The organism is Achromobacter dolens, from assembly GCF_902859745.1.
Lineage (GTDB): Bacteria > Pseudomonadota > Gammaproteobacteria > Burkholderiales > Burkholderiaceae_B > Achromobacter > Achromobacter dolens.
In genome coordinates this window covers 21,236-38,629 of the sequence record NZ_CADIJW010000002.1, presented here as the reverse complement: position 1 = coordinate 38,629, position 17,394 = coordinate 21,236, and the positions used below count along the sequence as shown (strand labels likewise).

Below are 17,394 nucleotides of genomic sequence, written 5' to 3'. Positions count from 1 at the left end.
TCTCTCTCCTGTGGCGCCGGCTCGGGGCCGGCGCGTCGTTGTCATGCGCCTTCCAGCCCCAACTGCTTGGCGTAGATATTGCGCTGGATCTCGTTGGTGCCGCTGAAAATGGTCGCCGCCAGCGCGTTGACGTATGGCGCCAGCGCGTGCACCTGGCCGTTGCCATAGCCCAGCCGCATCGCCGCGCCGCCGTATTCCTCGGCGATCTGGATCAGCAGGGCGCCCAGCCGTTCGTGCGTCTCGGTGGCCCAGACCTTCAGCAGCGACAGCTCGGGCGGCAGCGGCCGGCCGGCCTTGGCCAGCTCGGCGAAGACGCTGTACATGGCGGTCAGGTCGGCCGCGTCCAGCCGCAGCTCGGCCAGCCGGTCGGCGAACGCCGGGTCGGTCAGCAGGCCGCGCTGGCGCGCGATGCTGAAGATCTGCTGCAGGGCATGGTTGGCGTGCTTGGGGCTGCCGCTGAACAGGCGCTCGAAGCCCAGCAACGCCTTGGCGATGCCCCAGCCGGCGTTCAGCTCTCCAACGACGTTGGCGCGCGGCACGCGCACCTGGTCGAAGAACACCTCGCAGAACTCCTCGTGCCCCGACAGCGTGCGGATGGGACGGCGGCTCACGCCCGGGCTGGCCAGGTCCACCAGCAGGAAGCTGATGCCGGCCTGCTTCTTGACCGTCTTGTCGGTGCGCACCAGCATGAACATGTGGGTCGCGTCCTGCGCCAGCGTCGACCAGGTCTTCTGGCCGCTCACGATCAGGTCGTCGCCGTCCACCAGCGCCTCGCAGCGCAGTGAAGCCAGGTCCGAGCCGGCGTTCGGCTCCGAATAACCCTGCGCCCACACCGCCTCGCCCGACAGGATGCCCGGCAGGAAGCGCGCGCGCTGTTCCTCGGTGCCGTGGCGGATCAGGATCGGCCCCAGCATCACCAGCCCCTGGTCCGGCGCGCGCGCCACGCCGTGGCGTTCGGCTTCCTCGATGAAGGCGATCTGGCGCGCCGGCGACAGCGCCATGCCGCCGTGCTCGCGCGGCCACGACGGCGCGATCCAGCCCTGGCGCGACAGCGTGAAATACCAGTCCTTGATTTCGTCCCAATGCAGCCGCCACGGCACGTGGCGCAGGTGCTCGGGGTAGTGGGCGCGGAAGAAGCCGCGCACCAGCCGGCGGAAGTCGGCTTCCGGCATGCCGTTCCAGTCGGCCTCGCGCGGGAAGTCCGTGATGGGCGTGGCGTCGTCGTCATCGGCGCTGGGCGCGGGCAGCGCCGCCAGCGCGCCGTAGCGCTGGCGATGGGCGGCGGCATTGCCCAGCCAGGCCGCCAGGTGCAGCGCGCTGCGGAAGTACAGGCTGACGTCGCATTCCTCGGTGTAGCCGATGGCGCCGTGCAGTTGGATCGCCAGCCGCGCCGCCTCCAGGCCGGCGCGCGCGGCGCGGGCCTTGGCGCGGCTGGCCAGCGTCTTGCGCAGGGTGGCGTCGTCCGGTTGCGCGGCCAGTGTATCGAGCGCATCCAGCAGGCTGTTGGCTGCCAGCTCGACCTGCATGGCGGCGTCCACCAGCCGGTGCTGCAAGGCCTGGAACGACGCCAGCGGCCGGCCGAACTGCTGGCGCGTGTTCAGATAGGCCACCGAATCGGCCAACACCTGCCGCGCCACGCCCACCAGTTCCGCCGACTGCATCAGGCGGCCCAGGTCCAGCGCCTCGTCGACCGCGTCCAGCACGCCGTCGCGCGCCAGCAGCGCGTCCGCCGGCACCACGGCCGACTCGATCGCCAGGTGGCAGGCGGCGGCGCCGTCGGCGCGCGGGTGGACCTGCGCGGTCACGCCCGGCGTGCCGGCCGCGACGAAGAAGAGGGCGGTGCCGCGCTCGCCATCGGCCGTGACCAGCCAGCCATCGACGCCGGCCCCCGGCACCACGTGGCGCTTCTCGCCATTGAGCACATACGCGCCCTCGCGTTCGATCACGCTGACGCCGAAGGCCGTGGCGGCCTCGCCGGCCTCCAACTGGCCCTCGGTTTCCTGCCAGGCCAGCCCCAGCAGCGTTTCGCCGCCGCACACGGCCTGCAGCAGCGCGTCGCGCCGCGCCGCATCGACGGGCGCGATCCGCGCCAGCAGCGCCGCCGGCAGCACGCCGGCGCCGACCAGCGGCTCGGGCAACTGTGCGCGGCCCGCTTCCTCCAGCACCGCCGCCATCGCCCGCCAGCCCAGGCCCAGGCCGCCCAGCGTCTCGGGCACGCTCATGCCGAGCCAGCCGACCCCGGCAATTTCGCGCCAATAGTCGCGGTCCGGCGGCGCCTCGGCGCGCTTGCGCTGGCGCTGGTCGCGCCGCTGCAGGAAGTCGCGCGCGCTGTCGCGGATCTCTTCGATCAGGTCATGGTCGACGCCGCTCATACGATGCCCTCCGCCCGCAGCCGGGCGATTTCGTCGTCGGACAGCCCCAGTTCGGCGCGCAGGATCTCGGCCGTGTGCTCGCCCAGCAGGGGCGGCGGCAGGCCGCCCGCGATCGGCGTGCCGGAAAAATGGATCGGGTTGCGGATGACCGGCAGGGCGCCCAATCGAGGATGCTCGACGCTGCCCAGCACGCCGCGGTGGCGCACCTGCGGATCCTCGAACACCTGGTCCATGGTGTAGATCGGCCCGCAAGGCACGTTGGCCGCCGCCAGCGCCTGATTCCAGTCCCGCACGCCGCGGGCGCGCATCGCCGGCTCGATCAGCCGCGACAGTTCGGGCTGCGCGGCGGCGCGCTTGGGGTTGGTATCGAAGCGCGCATCGCGCCCCAGCTCGGGCAGCCCGATCACCTCGCAGAAGGCGCGGAACTGCGAGTCGTTGCCCACCGCCACCATCAGGTGGCCGTCACTGCATTCGAAGGCGCGGAACGGCGCGGTGATCTGCGAGGCCGAACCCATGCGCGCCGGCAACTGGCCGCTGGCCAGGTAGTTCATGCCGATGTGCGACAGCGCGGCGATCTGTGCGTCCAGCAGCGCCAGGTCGATGTGCTGGCCCGCGCCCGACACCTGGTCGCGGTGCCGCAGTGCCGCCAGGATGGCGCATACCGCATAGAAGCCCGCCGTCAGGTCCGACACCGAGTAGCCCGCCTTGACCGGCCCCGCGCCCGGCTCGCCGTCGGGCACGCCGGTCACGCTCATCAGTCCGCTCATGGACTGGAAGATCGGGTCATAGCCCGGCAGGTGGCTGTAGGGCCCGCTCTGGCCGAAGCCGGTGATCGAGCAATACACCAGGCGCGGATTGAGCGCCGCCAGCGCGGCGTAGTCCAGCCCGTAGCGGCGCAGGTCGCCGGCCTTGAAGTTCTCGATGACGATGTCGGCCTGCTGCGCCAGCCGCCGCACCAGCGCCTGGCCCTCGGGCCGGGAGATGTCGATGGTCAGCGACTTCTTGCCCCGGTTCATGGCCACGAACGACGAGGTCTGCGGGCTCGGCGCGCCGTCGCGGCCAGGCAGCGGATAGCCCTGGTGGCGCACGTCGTCGCCGCGCCCGGGGCGCTCGACCTTGATCACGTCGGCGCCGAAGTCGGCCAGCATCTGCGCCGCCCACGGCCCCGAAAACACCCGGCTCAGGTCCAGCACCTTCACGCCGTCCAACGCGCTCGTCATGTCGTCTCCTTGTCTTTTTTTGCGAAGTGTAGGCAGCGCCGGGCCTTGCACCTACGGCGCCGCCGCAATAGCTGTTATGCGCGGGGTCCGTGCCGCTAACGGCCCTGGAACACCGGCGCGCGCTTTTCCAGGAAGGCGCGGCGCGCCTCCATGGCGTCCTCGGTCTTGGCGATGGCCGCCGTCATGTCCTGCTCGTAGCGATAGCCGTCGCGCAGGCTCATGTCCTCGATGGCGTTGAGCGTCTGTTTGGCCAGCATGGTCGCCAGCGGGCTCTTGGACGCCAGCTCGCGCGCCAGTTCCAGCGCGCGCGGCATCAGCGCGTCCGCCGGCAGCGCTTCCTCGACCACGCCGAGCCGGTACAGCTCGTTGCCGTCCACCCGCAGCCCGGTCAGCATCATGCGCCGCAGCCGCGAATGGCCGAACAGCCGCATGCCATGGCGGCCGCCGCCCAGCAGCCCAACGTTGATCTCGGGCAGGCCCACCACCGCGTCGGACGCCGCCAGCAGGATGTCGCACGAGGCCACGATGGCCAGCCCCGCGCCCAGCGCGGCGCCGTTGATGGCGCCCACCACCGGCTTGGCGCATTCGCGGATGGCATGGAAGCACTCGCGCGTGCGGCGCGAGTGCTGCGGCAGGTCGCCCGGCCCCTTGATGGCGGCGGCGCGGTTCTTCAGGTCGGCGCCGGCGCAGAAGGTCTTGCCCTGGCCCGACAACACCACCGCCCGCACCTCGGGCGTCTCGGAAATGCGGTCCAGCACCCACGACAGCTCGTTCATCATCTCGGTGCTGAGCGCGTTGACGGGGGGATTGGCCAGCAGGATGGTGGCGACGCCGCCGTCGAGGCTGACGTCCAGCGCGGTGTAGGGCCCGGCCAGGTTTTCCGGCATGGTCATGGTGTGTCTCCTTGTGGTCCGGTCTGTGGGGCCGGTCAGATGATCTTGCGGTCGCGGTAGTCCTGGATCTGCGCCGCGCTCAGTCCCAGTTCGGCCAGCACCTCGTCGGTGTGCTGGCCCAGCAGTGCTGGCGCGCGGTCCACCCGCAGCGCCGATTGGCCAAAGCGCAGCGGGTTCATCACCTGCGGCACCTCGCCGGCGGCGGGATGGGGCAGGCGCCGCAGCATGCCGCGGTGCAGCACCTGCGGGTCCTCGAACACCTCGGGCACCGTGTTGATCGAGCCGGCCGGCACCCCGGCCCGCTTGAGCAGGTCCAGCCAGTGGGCGCGCGGCTCGCGGATGAAAATGGCGTCCAGCAGCGGATCGAGCGTGTCCAGGTTCTTCACGCGCTGGCTGTTGCTGACATAGCGCGGATCGCGCGCCAGGCCGGGCTGGCCCAGCGCCTCGCACAGGGTGGCGAACTGCGCGTCGTTGCCCACCACGATGACGATGTCGCCATCGGCGCAGGCAAAGGTGCGCTGCGGCTGGATATTCGGGTGCGCGGTGCCGGTTCGGCGCGGCACCCGTCCGCCCAGCAGGAAGTTCATGGCCTGGTTGGCCAGGAGGCCCACCTGCACGTCCAGCATGGCCACGTCGATGTACTCGCCCTGGCCGGTCTGCGCGCGCCGCAGCAGGGCGGCCACGATGCCCAGCGCCGCGTACACGCCGGTGGTCAGGTCGACGATCGGCACGCCCACCTTCTGCGGCCCGCCGCCCGGCCGGTCGTCGCGCTCGCCGGTCACGCTCATCAGCCCGCCCATGGCCTGGATCAGGAAGTCGTAGGCCGGCTCGGCCGCGCGCGGCCCGGTCTGGCCGAACCCCGTCACCGAGCAATACACCAGGCGCGGGTTGATCGCCGACAGCGACGCATAGTCCAGCCCCAGCCGCGCCAGCGTGCCGACCTTGTAGTTCTCCAGCACCACGTCCGCGTCGCGGCACAACTGCTTGACCAGCGCCTGGCCCTCGGCTGTCTGCAGGTCCAGCGTGATCGAGCGCTTGCCCCGGTTGGTGGCCACGAAATAGGCGCCGTCCGCCGTGTCCTGGCCCTGCTCGTCCTTCAGGAAAGGCGGCCCCCAGGACCGGGTGTCGTCGCCCTGGCCGGGCCGCTCGACCTTGATGACATCGGCGCCCAGGTCGGCCAGGATCTGGCTGGCCCAGGGGCCGGCCAGCACGCGGCTCAGGTCGAGCACTTTCAGGTTTGATAACAGCGGCTGCAACGCCTTCTCCTTGACTGCTGTGAAGTGCGGCCAGTCTAGGATTTCCGCGCCGCGGCAGGCTCCACCCGGATGGCAAAGCTGTTATGCGTGATGGGACGCCGTCCCCGGTACAATTCGGCCCATCATGCCCGGGTCGCAAGGGGCATTCCGGTAGTCCGTGCAGCGTAGACAAAGGTCCCCCGATGCGCCTGAACCAGTGCCAGAATTTCCACGACTTTCGCCGCATGGCGCGCCAGCGGCTGCCCGGCCCGATCTTCAACTACATCGACGGCGCCGCCGACGATGAGACCACCTACCGCCGCAACACCGAGGCCTTCGAGGCCTGCGACCTGGTGCCCGACGTGCTGCGCGGCGTGGCGGATGTGGACATGTCCGTCACCGTCATGGGACAGAAGCTGGCCATGCCGGTCTATTGCTCGCCCACCGCGCTGCAACGCCTGTTCCACCACGACGGCGAACGCGCCGTGGCCGCCGCCGCCGGCAAGTTCGGCACCATGTTCGGGGTGTCGTCGCTGGGCACCGTCAGCCTGGAAGAGGCGCGCCGGATCAGCGGCGGCCCGCAGGTCTACCAGTTCTACTTCCACAAGGACCGCGGCCTGAACCGCGACATGATGGCGCGCGCCAAGGCCGCCGGCGTGCAGGTCATGATGCTGACCGTCGACAGCATCACCGGCGGCAACCGCGAGCGCGACAAGCGCACCGGCTTTGCCATCCCGTTCCGCCTGAACCTGGCCGGCATCGCCCAGTTCGCCATCAAGCCCGCCTGGGCCATCAACTACGCCACCCACGAACGCTTCCGCCTGCCGCAGCTCGACGGCCACGTCGACATGGGCGGCGGCGCCATGTCCATCAGCCGCTATTTCACCGAGATGCTCGATCCCGCCATGACCTGGGACGACGTCGCCGCCATGGTGCGCGAGTGGGGCGGCCAGTTCTGCCTGAAGGGCATCATGTCGGTCGAGGACGCCAGGCGCGCCGTCGACATCGGCTGCACCGGCATCGTGCTGTCCAACCACGGTGGCCGCCAGCTCGACGGCTCGCGCAGCGCCTTCGACCAGCTCGCCGAGATCGTCGACGCCGTCGGCGACCGCATCGACGTGATGATGGACGGCGGCGTGCAGCGCGGCACGCACGTGCTCAAGGCGCTGGCGCTGGGCGCCAAGGCCGTGGGGCTGGGCCGCTACTACCTGTTCCCGCTGGCTGCCGCCGGACGGCCCGGCGTGGAACGGGCGCTGGAACAGATGCGCGTGGAGATCGAGCGCGCGATGAAGCTGATGGGTTGCCGGACGGTGGCAGAGCTGCAGCGGCGGCACCTGCGGTTCCGCTGAAGCGGCCGCTGGCGGCGGGTTTGATACAGTCGCGGAACTGCCCGATAAACAGAACCCCACGCCGGTGGACCGCCGCTCGTCAGTTGGATAGCAATCCGGCTTGTGGGATGTCGGGGACCAGCCGGGCCCGGATCGTCGACGCTTTGGAGTTTTCATGCACATTCGTCCCCGTCTGACCGCTTCGATCGCCGCGCTGACGCTGGCGCTGCTGGCCGCGCCGCCGGTCATCGCCGCCCCTGTCCAACCCGAAGCCCCCGCGGGCGCGACCGCGTGCGCCTTCAGCGCCTGGGCCAACTACGACAAGCCGTCGATCACCGTGCGCGACGCGCCGTCCGCCAGCGCCAAGGCCCTGGGCCAGATCCCCGCCAGGCCCGCCGCCGGCGAGCCGGAGTATTCGTACAGCGTCACCTTCGACGTGAAGGAAACGAAGGACGGCTGGCTCAGGATCGCCAACGCCAGCGACGCTTACAACGAGGAGGAATATCCGGAGCGTGCGCCGCGCAAGCTCTACAAGGGCGAAGGCTGGATCCGCGCCGACGATGCGCGGGTCGGCATCCAGTCCGCGCGCGGCTATGCCAGGCCCGACGCCGCCAGCCAGCGGTTGGTGGACCTGGGCAGCGACTGGCTGACCGAAATGGGCAAGATCCAGGGCATCCGCGCCTGCCACGAGGACTGGGTGCTGCTGGATTACCTGGTGGACCGCAAGCGCTCGCCGCAGGACGAGATCGTCGAGCGCGCCAAGGGCGAACGACTGGCGGGGCGGGCGTGGTTCCGGGGACTGTGCGACGTGCAGGAAACGACCTGCGACATGAAATCGGTGGATCGGTGAGGGCAGGGTTCATGCCGGTGATCCTGGCGCAGGCATCCATTGCGCAACCGGAATAGGGCGACCCGTGGCCGGCTCCAAGATGATTCAACAGTGCTTATTCATGACTTCAGTGGATGAGGCTGAATTCGCCGGCGCGCTCATGAAAGCCCGCCCCTCGGTCCGGTTCATCAACATGCAGGAGCAGCCGGACGTCGAGCGGCCGGGATACAAGAATCGAATCGATGTGTGTGGCGGGGTCCACGTGACGATCGTGGATTCCTCCATCATCTCCGAAGCGGATTTTCACAATCGCTATGTGAAACGTCATCCCTCGGGAAAGGGCTGGATCTACGCGCTGGTCGGGTCAGGGCTGGTCAGCCTTTTGAGGTCAAGAACCGCGGATTTTCTCCCGGATTCCCTTCTCAACGGCGAGCTGCGGGCGTCAATTCCGGCGGGTGACGAGGATACCGAGGCATTCGTGGCGATCGTGCTGCGCGAGGCAAGGGCGCGCGCGGAGAAGTTGGTATCCATCGACGCGGCCACCGGTCAGCGCGGAACCAGGGTCGACCGGAAATTCATTGCATGGCCGGACGCGGCACGCAGATTCGACGGCGTGAACGGGGCATACCTGGCCAATGGCGCGCACGCATTATTTGTTCCGACGGGTGTTGGGAAGTAGTTCCCGCCAAGCCAGGCCCGACGCGGCCAGGACAGCGGCGCCATAGCCCGGACGCGCGCGTGCCACGCGTCGAAAACCCCTACAAGGCCTGGCCAAATCGGGGCTATCCCTATTGTGCATATTCGCAACACAAATGCACATGATAAGAGTTCGCATTACACTTGCTTGCCAATTATTCACCAACCCTGCAAGGAAGCGTCATGCAAGACCCGCGGCCCGCCAGCCTGATTTTCCCCGTTCGTCCACGCCTCGCCCTGCGGCGCACCACCAGCCTGGTGCTGATGGCGCTGGCCAGCGGCACAGCGCTGGCGCAGGAGTCGGGCGTCGCCACCTTGCCCGCCGTGCAGGTCCAGGCAGACGGCGACCCCACCACCACCGAGGGCACGGGTTCCTACACCCCGCGCGCCACGGCCGCCAGCACTGGTCTGCCGCTGACGCTGCGCGAAACCCCGCAATCGGTCACCGTGGTCACGCGCCAGCGCATCGAAGACCAGGACATGCGCTCGCTGACCGACATCCTGGGCAACACGCCCGGCATCTCGGTGCAGAACTACGACAGCGAACGCTACACCTTCAGCTCGCGCGGCTTCGCCATCAGCAACTATCTGTACGACGGCGTGCCCACCAGTTTCGATATCGGCTATGCCGGCGGTGAATCTTCGTTGGACTCCATCATCTATGACCGCGTCGAGGTGGTGCGCGGCGCCACCGGCCTGCTGACCGGCACCGGCAACCCGTCCGCGTCCGTCAACCTGGTGCGCAAGCACGCCACCAGCCGCGAATTCACCGCCGACCTGAGCGTCAGCGCCGGCACCTGGGACACCTACCGTGCCAGCGCCGACCTGTCGTCGCCGCTGAACGCCAGCGGCAGCGTGCGCGGCCGCATCGTCTCGGCCTACCAGGACAACCACTCGTACCTGGATGGCTACCAGAACCGCAAGAAGGTCTTCTATGGCGTGGTGGACGCCGACCTGACCGCCCGCACCACCTTGAGCGTCGGCTTCAACTATCAGGACAACGACCCGCAACGCAGCAGTTGGGGCGGTTTCCCGCTGTGGTACGCCGACGGCGGCCGCACCGACTGGAAACGCTCGCTCAACACCGGCGCCGACTGGACCAAGTGGGCCAGCACCACCGAAGGCGCCTTTGCCAGCCTGGAGCACCGCTTCGATAACGGCTGGCGCGTGCAGGCCGTCGGTTCGCACTCCAAGCACGAAATGGACGGCAAGCTGCTCTACCTGTATGGCTGGCCCGACCGCAACACCGGCCTGGGCATGGGCGCCTCGGCCCAGCGCTACTACGGCGACCGCAAGCAGAACAGCCTGGACCTCAAGGCTTCCGGCCCTTTCTCATTGTTCGGCCGCCAGCACGAAGCGGTGGTCGGCGCCAGCTTCACCCGCCAATACGCCGATTTCCGCAACCGTGGCGCGGTCTCGCCGGCGCCCATCGGCAATTTCCTGGACTGGGACGGCTCGTATCCCGAACCGCAGTGGAGCGACACCTCCACCCTGGCCAGCCGCTACACCACCAAGCAGGCCGGTTGGTACGGCGCGCTGCGCTTCAGCCTGGCTGATCCGCTCAAGCTGATCGTCGGCGGCCGCTACAGCACGTGGAAGACGGATGCGGTAGGGTGGGGCGGCAGCAGCCGGCAGGCGTTCGACAAGGACGCCTTCGTGCCGTACGCCGGCCTGCTGTACGACATCAACGAGAACTATACGGCGTACGTCAGCTATACCGAGATCTTCAATCCGCAGGACAAGCAGGACCGCAACGGCAACTGGCTCGATCCGCTGGAGGGCAAGGCCTACGAGGCCGGCATCAAGGGTGAATTCCTCGAAGGCCGCCTGAATGCCTCGGCGGCGGTATTCCAGATCAACCAGGACAATCTGGCGCAGGACGACGTCGGCTATCTGGTGCCCGGCACGCTCAACCAGGCCTCGCGCGCCGCCAATGGCACGCGCAGCCGGGGCTTCGACCTGGAAGTGTCGGGGGAAGTCTCGCCCGGCTGGAACGTGGCGGCGGGATGGTCGCACTGGACCGCGCGCGACGGCGACGGCAGCCCCATCCAGACAGACCAGCCGCGCAGCCTGGTGCGCTTGTTCACCACCTACCGATTGCCGGGCGACTGGAACCGGTTGACGGTGGGCGGGGGCGTCAACTGGCAGAGCCACGTCTACACGATCGCCAACGGCCCCAATGGCGAGGAGCGCGTGGGGCAGGGCAGCTATGCGCTGGTCAACCTGATGGCGCGCTACCGGTTCGACAAGAGCCTGTCGGCGCAGTTGAATATCAACAACCTGATGGACCGCAAGTACTACTCGCAGATCGGCTTCTACAGCCAGGGCGCGTGGGCGGCGGGGCGTAGCGCGACGTTGACGATGCGGTATCAGTATTGAGCGCGAGCCCGGCCGGTTCGGCCGGGCTGACTCATCGTCCTGGAGACGGCGCCCGTCATGCCTACCGCGGGCGCCGGGCCCGGTCAGAAGCTCGGCTTGCGGCTGTTCGACTGGTTGATGAACTCGATCCGCGCGTTGGTCCAGGCCGGGTCATACAACTGCACGCTGACGCCGCTGTATTTCAGCACCGCTTGCGTCATGTCGGTCGAGCAACCCATGCCGGGATTGGTGCTGGGCTTCTGGCACCACTCCAGGTTCAACTGGTTGGGAAAGTTCGACTGCTTGCCGTATTTCTGCACCACGGCCTGCGCCATGGCGTCCTTGTTGGCCGGCGTCCACGGCATTTCGTAGCGGACCTGGGACACCGCCAGCGGCCGCTGCTTGTCGACCGGCACGCGCGGCTCGAAATGCACCACCAGCCGAACGCCATCTTTTTCGTAGCTGAAATTCTGCGGCTGCTTGGTGTTGGTGACGGGGTTCAGCGTCGGGTAACCCGCCTTGATCTGATTCTTGCCCACGCCGAAATTCTTCGCCGCGGCGGCGACCGCTTCGTCGTAGTCCATGCCCGTCTTGACGCCGGCGATGTCGAAACTCCGGGCATCGACCGAGCGCGGCGGCTCGGCATTCGCGGGGGCGGCAACCACGGCGGTGATGGCGGAGATCAGGAGTGCGGCTTTGAACTTCAAAATAATATCCTCTGCAGGTGGCGACCGGCCTGATCGATGGCGCGGCCGGTTGGCCTTTCAGTGAAGCTGGTCGGAGCCTTCCGGCTGTAGTTCCGCCAGGCCATTCCAATCGGGATCCTTGTACGTGCCCAGTCGGATGGGATAGACCGGATGCCCCGCCAGGCAGGCATTGAACGCATCCAGGAACGCTTCGACGTCGTGCGTGTAGAAACGCCATTCCTTCTGGTGATTGCCGGTCAGGCAAGCCACCTGCACGCCGATGTCGGAGTCGTCGAACGCCTGTTCGATGGCTTCTTCGAAGCGGTTGGTGCTTTGCTTGTCTTCTTCATTGGGCATGCCGTTTTCGATGCCCGTGTACGGCCAGGAAATGATGACCAGGTTCTCATTGACCTGGCGTGTGGGCGCCGGCGGCAGGCCGGTGCGCAAGCGGACCACGACCAACAGATCGTTGATGCGGGCTTCGCCCACGGACCAGAGGTCGCCTGGAAAAATACGGCTCATTGAACGGGATCCCGGGTTGCTGGCCGGGCCCGCGGGCCCGGCGCTTTTTATTGCCCGGCAACGTTGCGCGCACGCGCTGCCGAGGGAAGGTCCGCATTATCAAGGGCGGATTTGCGTATGTCCCCAATAAAGTGCAACCGGATCTTTCGCCCCATCGGCGAGCGCGGGGATCACTGGCGGGGATATGAGCCCAGCAGCCGTATCCCCGGATGGGCCGCCAGCAGGGACGCCAGCGGCTCCTGCCGGGCATGGCCGGCCACCTCGATCACGTAGCGATGCGTGTCCAGCGTCTTCTTGCTGGGCCGCTCGTAGATCGTCAGCACCGGCACCTTGGCATCGACCAGCGCCGCCAACGTGTCGTTGAACCTGTCGTCGGATGTGTCGACCAGCAGCGAGGTCTTGTCGCGCCCCGTCGGCGCCGGCATCGCGCGGCCCAGCACCCACCAACGGGTCACGTTGTGCGGCCCTTGCTCGATGCCGTCCACCAGCGATACCAGCGAATAGACCGACGCGCCGACCTTGGGGCCGAACGACGCCTTGTCATGGCCCGGGCTGTCGGCCACCGTCTTGGCGGCGGCGCCGCCGCTGGCGGCCTCGGTGCGCTTGACCTTGGGCATCTCGCGGTCGACCCACGGCTTGACCTCCTCGAACGCCACCGGGTGCGCCAGCACCTCCGTGACGTCCGCCAGTTTGGTGCCCGGCTTGGCCAGCAGGCTGTAGCCGAGCATCTTCGGATACTCGGCCACGATCATCACGTCCGGCAGGTCCAGCACGGCATCCAGGTACGGCGTCACGCCCACCACCGACGTGGTTACGGGCACGCAGGCGCGCTCGATCTTGCCGGACTGGTAGCCCTTGAACAGGTCGTCGCGCGTCAGCGGCACCAGGTCAGCGGGGCCGAACAGATCCAGGCAGGCCTGGTGCGTCCAGGAACCCGCGGGCCCCAGGTAGCCGATCTGGCCGGCCGCGCTGGCGGCCAGCGGCAGTGCGAACATCGAGCAGCCGACGAGCGTCGACAGAATGGTCTTCTTCATGCTTTCCCCTTGTAGAGCGCGGGTCAGGCGCCCGCGTTGGCATACTCTACAACGGCAATGTCGCGAAAGGCGCGGATCAGCGCCAGCCGTGGCGACCCGCGCGACCAGATCAGGCCGAAGCGGCGCGGCTCGCAGGGCTCGGGCAACGGCAGGGCGAGCAGGCCGAGCCGTTCGATCGCGCCGTTGGTGGAGCGCGGCAGGATCGCCACCCCCAGGTCGCGGCTGACCATCACCGCGATGGATTCGATGGCGTTCAGCTCGAAGCGCTCGCGCGGCGTGATGCCGACGCGCCGCAGGTAATCGTCGATGTGCTGGCCGCCCCAGTCGCTGCGCTGATAGCGGATGAAGGGCTCCGCCGTCAGCAGGCTGTGCGGGTGCCGACCGGCATGGCGCGGCGCCGCCGCCAGCACGTAGGGTTCTTCGCGCAGCAACTGCCAGCCCAGGCTCTTGGACAGCGGGTAGGGCGCTTGCAGCGCGATGGCGGCGTCCAGTTCGCCGCTTTCGATGGCGGGGTAGAAGCGCGCCGAATGGCCCGGCTGGATCTCGACGTTGATGAGCGGATGGCGCCGCACCAGGTGTTCCAGGATGGCCGGCACCATCGAATTGAGCGCCGTATTGCCGGCCCCGAGCCGCAGCTCGCCCATCATCTCGTCGGAACGGGCCAGGTAGCGGATCTTCTCGATCCGTTCCAGCACCTCGCGCATCGGCCCGATCAGTTCGGTGGCCTTTGCGGTCAGGTGCACGGTGCGGCCGGCGCGCGCCACCAGCGCCACGCCCAGCTCCTGTTCCAGCTTGCGGATCTGCTGCGCCACGGCGCCGTGGGTCAGCCCCAGGCGGCGGGCGGCTTCGGCCATGGAGCCATGGCGCGCCACGGCGGCCAGCGTGTGCAAGAAGTCGGTGTTCATGATGATAGATATTCTATCGTCTTATCGTAATTTGGCTGTCCCCGATCGCACGTCTCCAGCGCCACAATGCGGCCAGGAGACATCAATGAGAAGCAAGCTTTTCGTTCCCGCCTCGCGCCCGGAACTGTTCGACAAGGCCCTGGCCAGCGCGGCCGACGCGCTGTCCTTCGACCTGGAGGACGCGGTCGCGCCGAGCCGCAAGCAGGAAGCCCGCGCCGCCTTGGCGGCCTGGCTGGCCGCGCCCGCGTTCGCCGCCGTCCGTGAACAACATCCCAAGAAAATTATCGTCCGCGTCAACGCCGCCGACACGCCCGACTTTGCCGCCGACCTGGCCGCGCTGCGCGGCCTGCCCATCGACGTGCTGAACCTGCCCAAGGTCGAAAGCGCCGCCGCGCTGCGCGCCGCGATCGACGAGGCCATGGACGCCGGCTTCGCCGGTGAATTCCTGGTCACCATCGAAACTCCGCTCGCGCTGGCCGACGCCGCGCAACTGGCGGCGGCCCATCCGCGCGTCGCCGGCCTGCAACTGGGCCTGGCCGACCTGTTCGAGCCGCTCGGCATCGAGCGTTACCAGCCCGACACGCTGCGCGCGGTGATGCTGTCCCTGCGCCTGGCCGCCGGCTGCGCTGGCAAGTACGCCATGGACGCGGCCTACGCCCGCGTGCGCGATGCCGAGGGCTTTCGGGCCGAGGCGCAACTGGCGCGCTCGCTCGGGTTCCTGGGCAAGTCCTGCGTGCATCCCAGCCAGATCGCCATCGCCAACGAAGTGTTCGGCTTCAGCGCGGACGAGATCGCCGAGGCCGAGCGCATCGTGTCCGCCAGCCGCGAGCATGACGGCGTCGGCGCCTTCGTGCTCGACGGCAAGATGATCGACGCCCCCTTCGTGCGGCGCGCCCAGGACGTGCTGCTGGCCGCCGGCCGCGCCGCCTGACGCGGCCGCGCTACCGATTTTGAGTGAATCCGCAATGCAACAAGCATCCCCCGCCGACCTGCCGCTGGCCGGCATCAAGGTCCTGGACCTGAGCGCCTACATCGCCGGCCCCTATGGCTGCGCCCTCTTGGGCGACATGGGCGCCGACGTCATCAAGGTCGAGCCGCCCGAAGGCGACAACCTGCGCAAGTACCCGTCGACGCTGGCCAGCGAAAGCCGCGCCTTCCTGGGCATCAACCGCAACAAGCGCGGCCTGTGCCTGAACCTGAAGGAAGCCGCCGGCCACGAGATCCTGCTGCGCCTGGTGCGCGAGGCCGACGTGCTGGTCCACAACTTCCGGCCGGGCGTGCCCGAGCGCCTGCGCATCGACTTCGCCACGCTGTCGGCGGTCAACCCGCGCCTGGTCTATTGCGCCATGACCGGTTATGGCGCGGTCGGCCCGATGGCGCGCCACGCCGGCTACGACCAGGTGCTGCAATCGATGACCGGCATGTGCGCCGCCCAGGCCAAGGCCGACGGTCCGCCCGAAGTGCTGTACGGCTCGGTGGTCGACTACTACGGCGCCGCGCTGATTTCCAACAGCGTGGCGGCGGCCCTCTACCGCCGCGAGAAGACCGGCCGTGGCCAGGCGATCGAGGTCTCGCTGTTGGGCAGCGCGCTGGCGATGCAGTCGGCCCGCCTGGTCTGGGCCGATGGCGAACCGCGCCACATCGAGCGCGACATGCGCTCGGGCGGCATCACCGGCATCCATCCCACCCGCGACGGCTACCTGTACCTGTCGGCCAACACGCCGCACTTCTGGCGCGCGCTGTGCGGCCACCTGGACCTGCCGGAGCTGGCCGAACACCCTGACTACGACTCCGTCAAGAAACGCGCCGCCCAGGCCGCCGTGCTGGTGCCCCGGGTGCGCCAGGCGCTGGCGCGCGCCTCGGCGCGCGAATGGGCCGAGCGCTTTGGCCAGAGCGTGCCTTGCGCCGAAGTGCGCCCGGTCGAGGACATGTTCGACCATCCCCAGGTCGAGGCCATGGGGCTCATGCGGCCGTACCACAACCCGCAGGCCGGCGACTACCTGGGCCTGGCGCAATGGGCCCACTTCGGCGGCGCCGCGCAAGCGCCTGCCGATGAGTCGGGGGAGGGGCGCGGCGAATCTGGAGCAGGGCGCGGTGGGTCCGAGGCAGCGCGCGACGAGTCCCGGGCAGGGTGTAGCGAGTCCCGAGCAGGGCGCGGCGCGCCCGGTCTGGGCGAACACAGCGAAAAAATTCTGTCCACCCTGGGATACACCGCGTCCGAAATTGCCCAATTACGGCAATCCTCGGTGGTGCAATAGCCGCCACAACGATCATAAGACTCGTCCGAGACAGAACGAGGAGACAAGAAAATGCGTCCACGCTACCAGCAGCGTCCCGACGGCTCCAACTGGGGCGACTTCGGCGACGACGACCAGCTCGGCACCCTGAACCACCTGGGCCGCCAGGCGCGCCTGGCCGCCGTCGCGGAAATCCGCGAAGGCCTGTCGTTTTCCCTGAGCCTGCCGCTGACGGTGCCGCGCGCGCCCGTGCTCAACCCACGGCGCAAGGGCCCCGTGATCCAGCCCGCCGAAAAGAACGGCGTGCCGGTGTACCGCTATCCGCTGGCGCGCGACGTGCCGGGCGCCACCGACGTCGTCAGCGACGACCGCGTCACGCTGTCGCCGCAGTACTCCACCCAATGGGACGCCCTGGGCCACGTCGGCGCGATGTATGACGCCCACGGCACCGGCCAGCCGCAGCCGACCGGCTACAACGGTTTTACCGTCAGCGAACCGCGCGCCGACGGCTTCACCGGCACCCAGGACCTGTCCATCGCGCCCATGGCGCGGCACGGCATCCAGGGGCGCGGCGTCATGGTCGACCTGCGCGCCCGCTTCGGCGACGCGCATCGCAAGGTCTCGTACCAGGACCTGATGGACGTGATGCATGCCGACGGCGTGCAGGTGCGCCCCGGCGACATCCTGTGCCTGCATACCGGCCTGGCCGACCTCGCGCTCACGCTGGGCGATGACGAGCAGGACCGGCTCAAGACCAGTTGCTGCGTGCTGGACGGCGCCGACGCGCAATTGCTGGCCTGGATCAGAGACAGCCGCATCGCCGCCATCGCCGCCGACAACCACGCGGTGGAATTGCGCAATCATCATCTGGAGAGCGGCAGCGGGCCGCTCCTGCCGCTGCACGAACAATGCCTGTTCAAGCTGGGTTTGCCGCTGGGCGAACTCTGGCACCTGACCCCGCTGGCGCACTGGTTGCGCCAGCACGACCGCCACGCCTTCTTCCTGACCGCCGCACCGATGTACGTGCCCGGCCTGGTGGGCGCGCCGGTCAACCCCATCGCGACCGTCTGACCTCGGAC

Annotated in this window: 15 protein-coding genes; 7 read left to right on the top strand and 8 right to left on the bottom strand. The window is 68.6% G+C overall.

Going from position 1 to position 17,394, the window contains the following annotated elements:
• Positions 1-41: 41 nt before the first annotated feature.
• From HV783_RS02485 to HV783_RS02470, 4 genes are all read right to left on the bottom strand, one after another.
• Positions 42-2,372 (bottom strand): acyl-CoA dehydrogenase family protein, encoded by a 2,331-nt coding sequence (locus HV783_RS02485; protein WP_175188646.1) that lies wholly within the window; start codon positions 2,370-2,372, stop codon positions 42-44.
• Positions 2,369-3,592, bottom strand: coding sequence for a CaiB/BaiF CoA transferase family protein (locus HV783_RS02480; protein WP_175188645.1), 1,224 nt, complete (start codon positions 3,590-3,592; stop codon positions 2,369-2,371). The genes HV783_RS02485 and HV783_RS02480 overlap by 4 nt, the downstream gene beginning before the upstream one ends.
• 95 nt (positions 3,593-3,687) lie before the next feature.
• Positions 3,688-4,485 carry an enoyl-CoA hydratase/isomerase family protein gene (locus tag HV783_RS02475; protein ID WP_175188644.1) on the bottom strand — a complete coding sequence of 266 codons (798 nt, stop codon included), beginning with the start codon at positions 4,483-4,485 and terminating at the stop codon, positions 3,688-3,690.
• Between the two features lie 35 nt (positions 4,486-4,520).
• Entirely contained in the window at positions 4,521-5,741 is a 1,221-nt protein-coding gene (locus HV783_RS02470; protein WP_054429765.1) for a CaiB/BaiF CoA transferase family protein, read from the bottom strand.
• A 182-nt stretch (positions 5,742-5,923) separates the two neighbouring features.
• On the opposite strand from HV783_RS02470, the gene HV783_RS02465 reads away from it, so the two are divergent.
• From HV783_RS02465 to fhuE, 4 genes are all read left to right on the top strand, one after another.
• Entirely contained in the window at positions 5,924-7,069 is a 1,146-nt protein-coding gene (locus HV783_RS02465; RefSeq protein WP_175188643.1) for an alpha-hydroxy acid oxidase, read from the top strand.
• Positions 7,070-7,223: 154 nt separating this feature from the next.
• The gene (locus HV783_RS02460; RefSeq protein WP_175188642.1) at positions 7,224-7,898 is read left to right on the top strand and encodes a hypothetical protein; all 675 of its coding nucleotides are present in this window, start codon (positions 7,224-7,226) and stop codon (positions 7,896-7,898) included.
• 64 nt (positions 7,899-7,962) lie between these two features.
• Positions 7,963-8,556, top strand: coding sequence for a DUF8467 domain-containing protein (locus tag HV783_RS02455; RefSeq protein ID WP_175188641.1), 594 nt, complete (start codon positions 7,963-7,965; stop codon positions 8,554-8,556).
• A 200-nt stretch (positions 8,557-8,756) separates the two neighbouring features.
• On the top strand, positions 8,757-10,952 hold the full coding sequence (gene fhuE, locus HV783_RS02450) for a ferric-rhodotorulic acid/ferric-coprogen receptor FhuE (protein ID WP_064527054.1): 2,196 nt from the start codon (positions 8,757-8,759) through the stop codon (positions 10,950-10,952).
• 83 nt (positions 10,953-11,035) lie between these two features.
• On the opposite strand, the gene HV783_RS02445 is transcribed toward fhuE, so the two are convergent.
• From HV783_RS02445 to HV783_RS02430, 4 genes are all read right to left on the bottom strand, one after another.
• Positions 11,036-11,638: a hypothetical protein gene (locus tag HV783_RS02445; protein ID WP_020928195.1), complete on the bottom strand. Its 603-nt coding sequence runs from the start codon at positions 11,636-11,638 to the stop codon at positions 11,036-11,038.
• Between the two features lie 57 nt (positions 11,639-11,695).
• A complete protein-coding gene (locus tag HV783_RS02440; RefSeq protein ID WP_054497448.1) occupies positions 11,696-12,139 on the bottom strand; it encodes a DUF695 domain-containing protein in 444 nt (147 codons plus the stop codon).
• A 170-nt stretch (positions 12,140-12,309) separates the two neighbouring features.
• Positions 12,310-13,173 (bottom strand): prephenate dehydratase, encoded by an 864-nt coding sequence (locus HV783_RS02435; protein ID WP_175188640.1) that lies wholly within the window; start codon positions 13,171-13,173, stop codon positions 12,310-12,312.
• 23 nt (positions 13,174-13,196) lie between these two features.
• Positions 13,197-14,078 carry a LysR family transcriptional regulator gene (locus HV783_RS02430; RefSeq protein WP_020928192.1) on the bottom strand — a complete coding sequence of 294 codons (882 nt, stop codon included), beginning with the start codon at positions 14,076-14,078 and terminating at the stop codon, positions 13,197-13,199.
• An 85-nt stretch (positions 14,079-14,163) separates the two neighbouring features.
• Between HV783_RS02430 and HV783_RS02425 the strand changes: the two genes are divergently transcribed.
• Genes HV783_RS02425 through HV783_RS02415 form a run of 3 tightly spaced genes read left to right on the top strand, consistent with a single transcriptional unit; the run spans position 14,164 to position 17,386 of the window.
• Positions 14,164-15,009 carry an HpcH/HpaI aldolase/citrate lyase family protein gene (locus tag HV783_RS02425; RefSeq protein WP_175188639.1) on the top strand — a complete coding sequence of 282 codons (846 nt, stop codon included), beginning with the start codon at positions 14,164-14,166 and terminating at the stop codon, positions 15,007-15,009.
• Positions 15,010-15,043: 34 nt separating this feature from the next.
• Complete coding sequence (locus tag HV783_RS02420) at positions 15,044-16,336, top strand: CaiB/BaiF CoA transferase family protein (RefSeq protein ID WP_175188638.1); 1,293 nt, start codon at positions 15,044-15,046, stop codon at positions 16,334-16,336.
• Between the two features lie 51 nt (positions 16,337-16,387).
• Positions 16,388-17,386 carry a cyclase family protein gene (locus HV783_RS02415; RefSeq protein ID WP_175188637.1) on the top strand — a complete coding sequence of 333 codons (999 nt, stop codon included), beginning with the start codon at positions 16,388-16,390 and terminating at the stop codon, positions 17,384-17,386.
• The last annotated feature ends 8 nt before the right edge of the window (positions 17,387-17,394 follow it).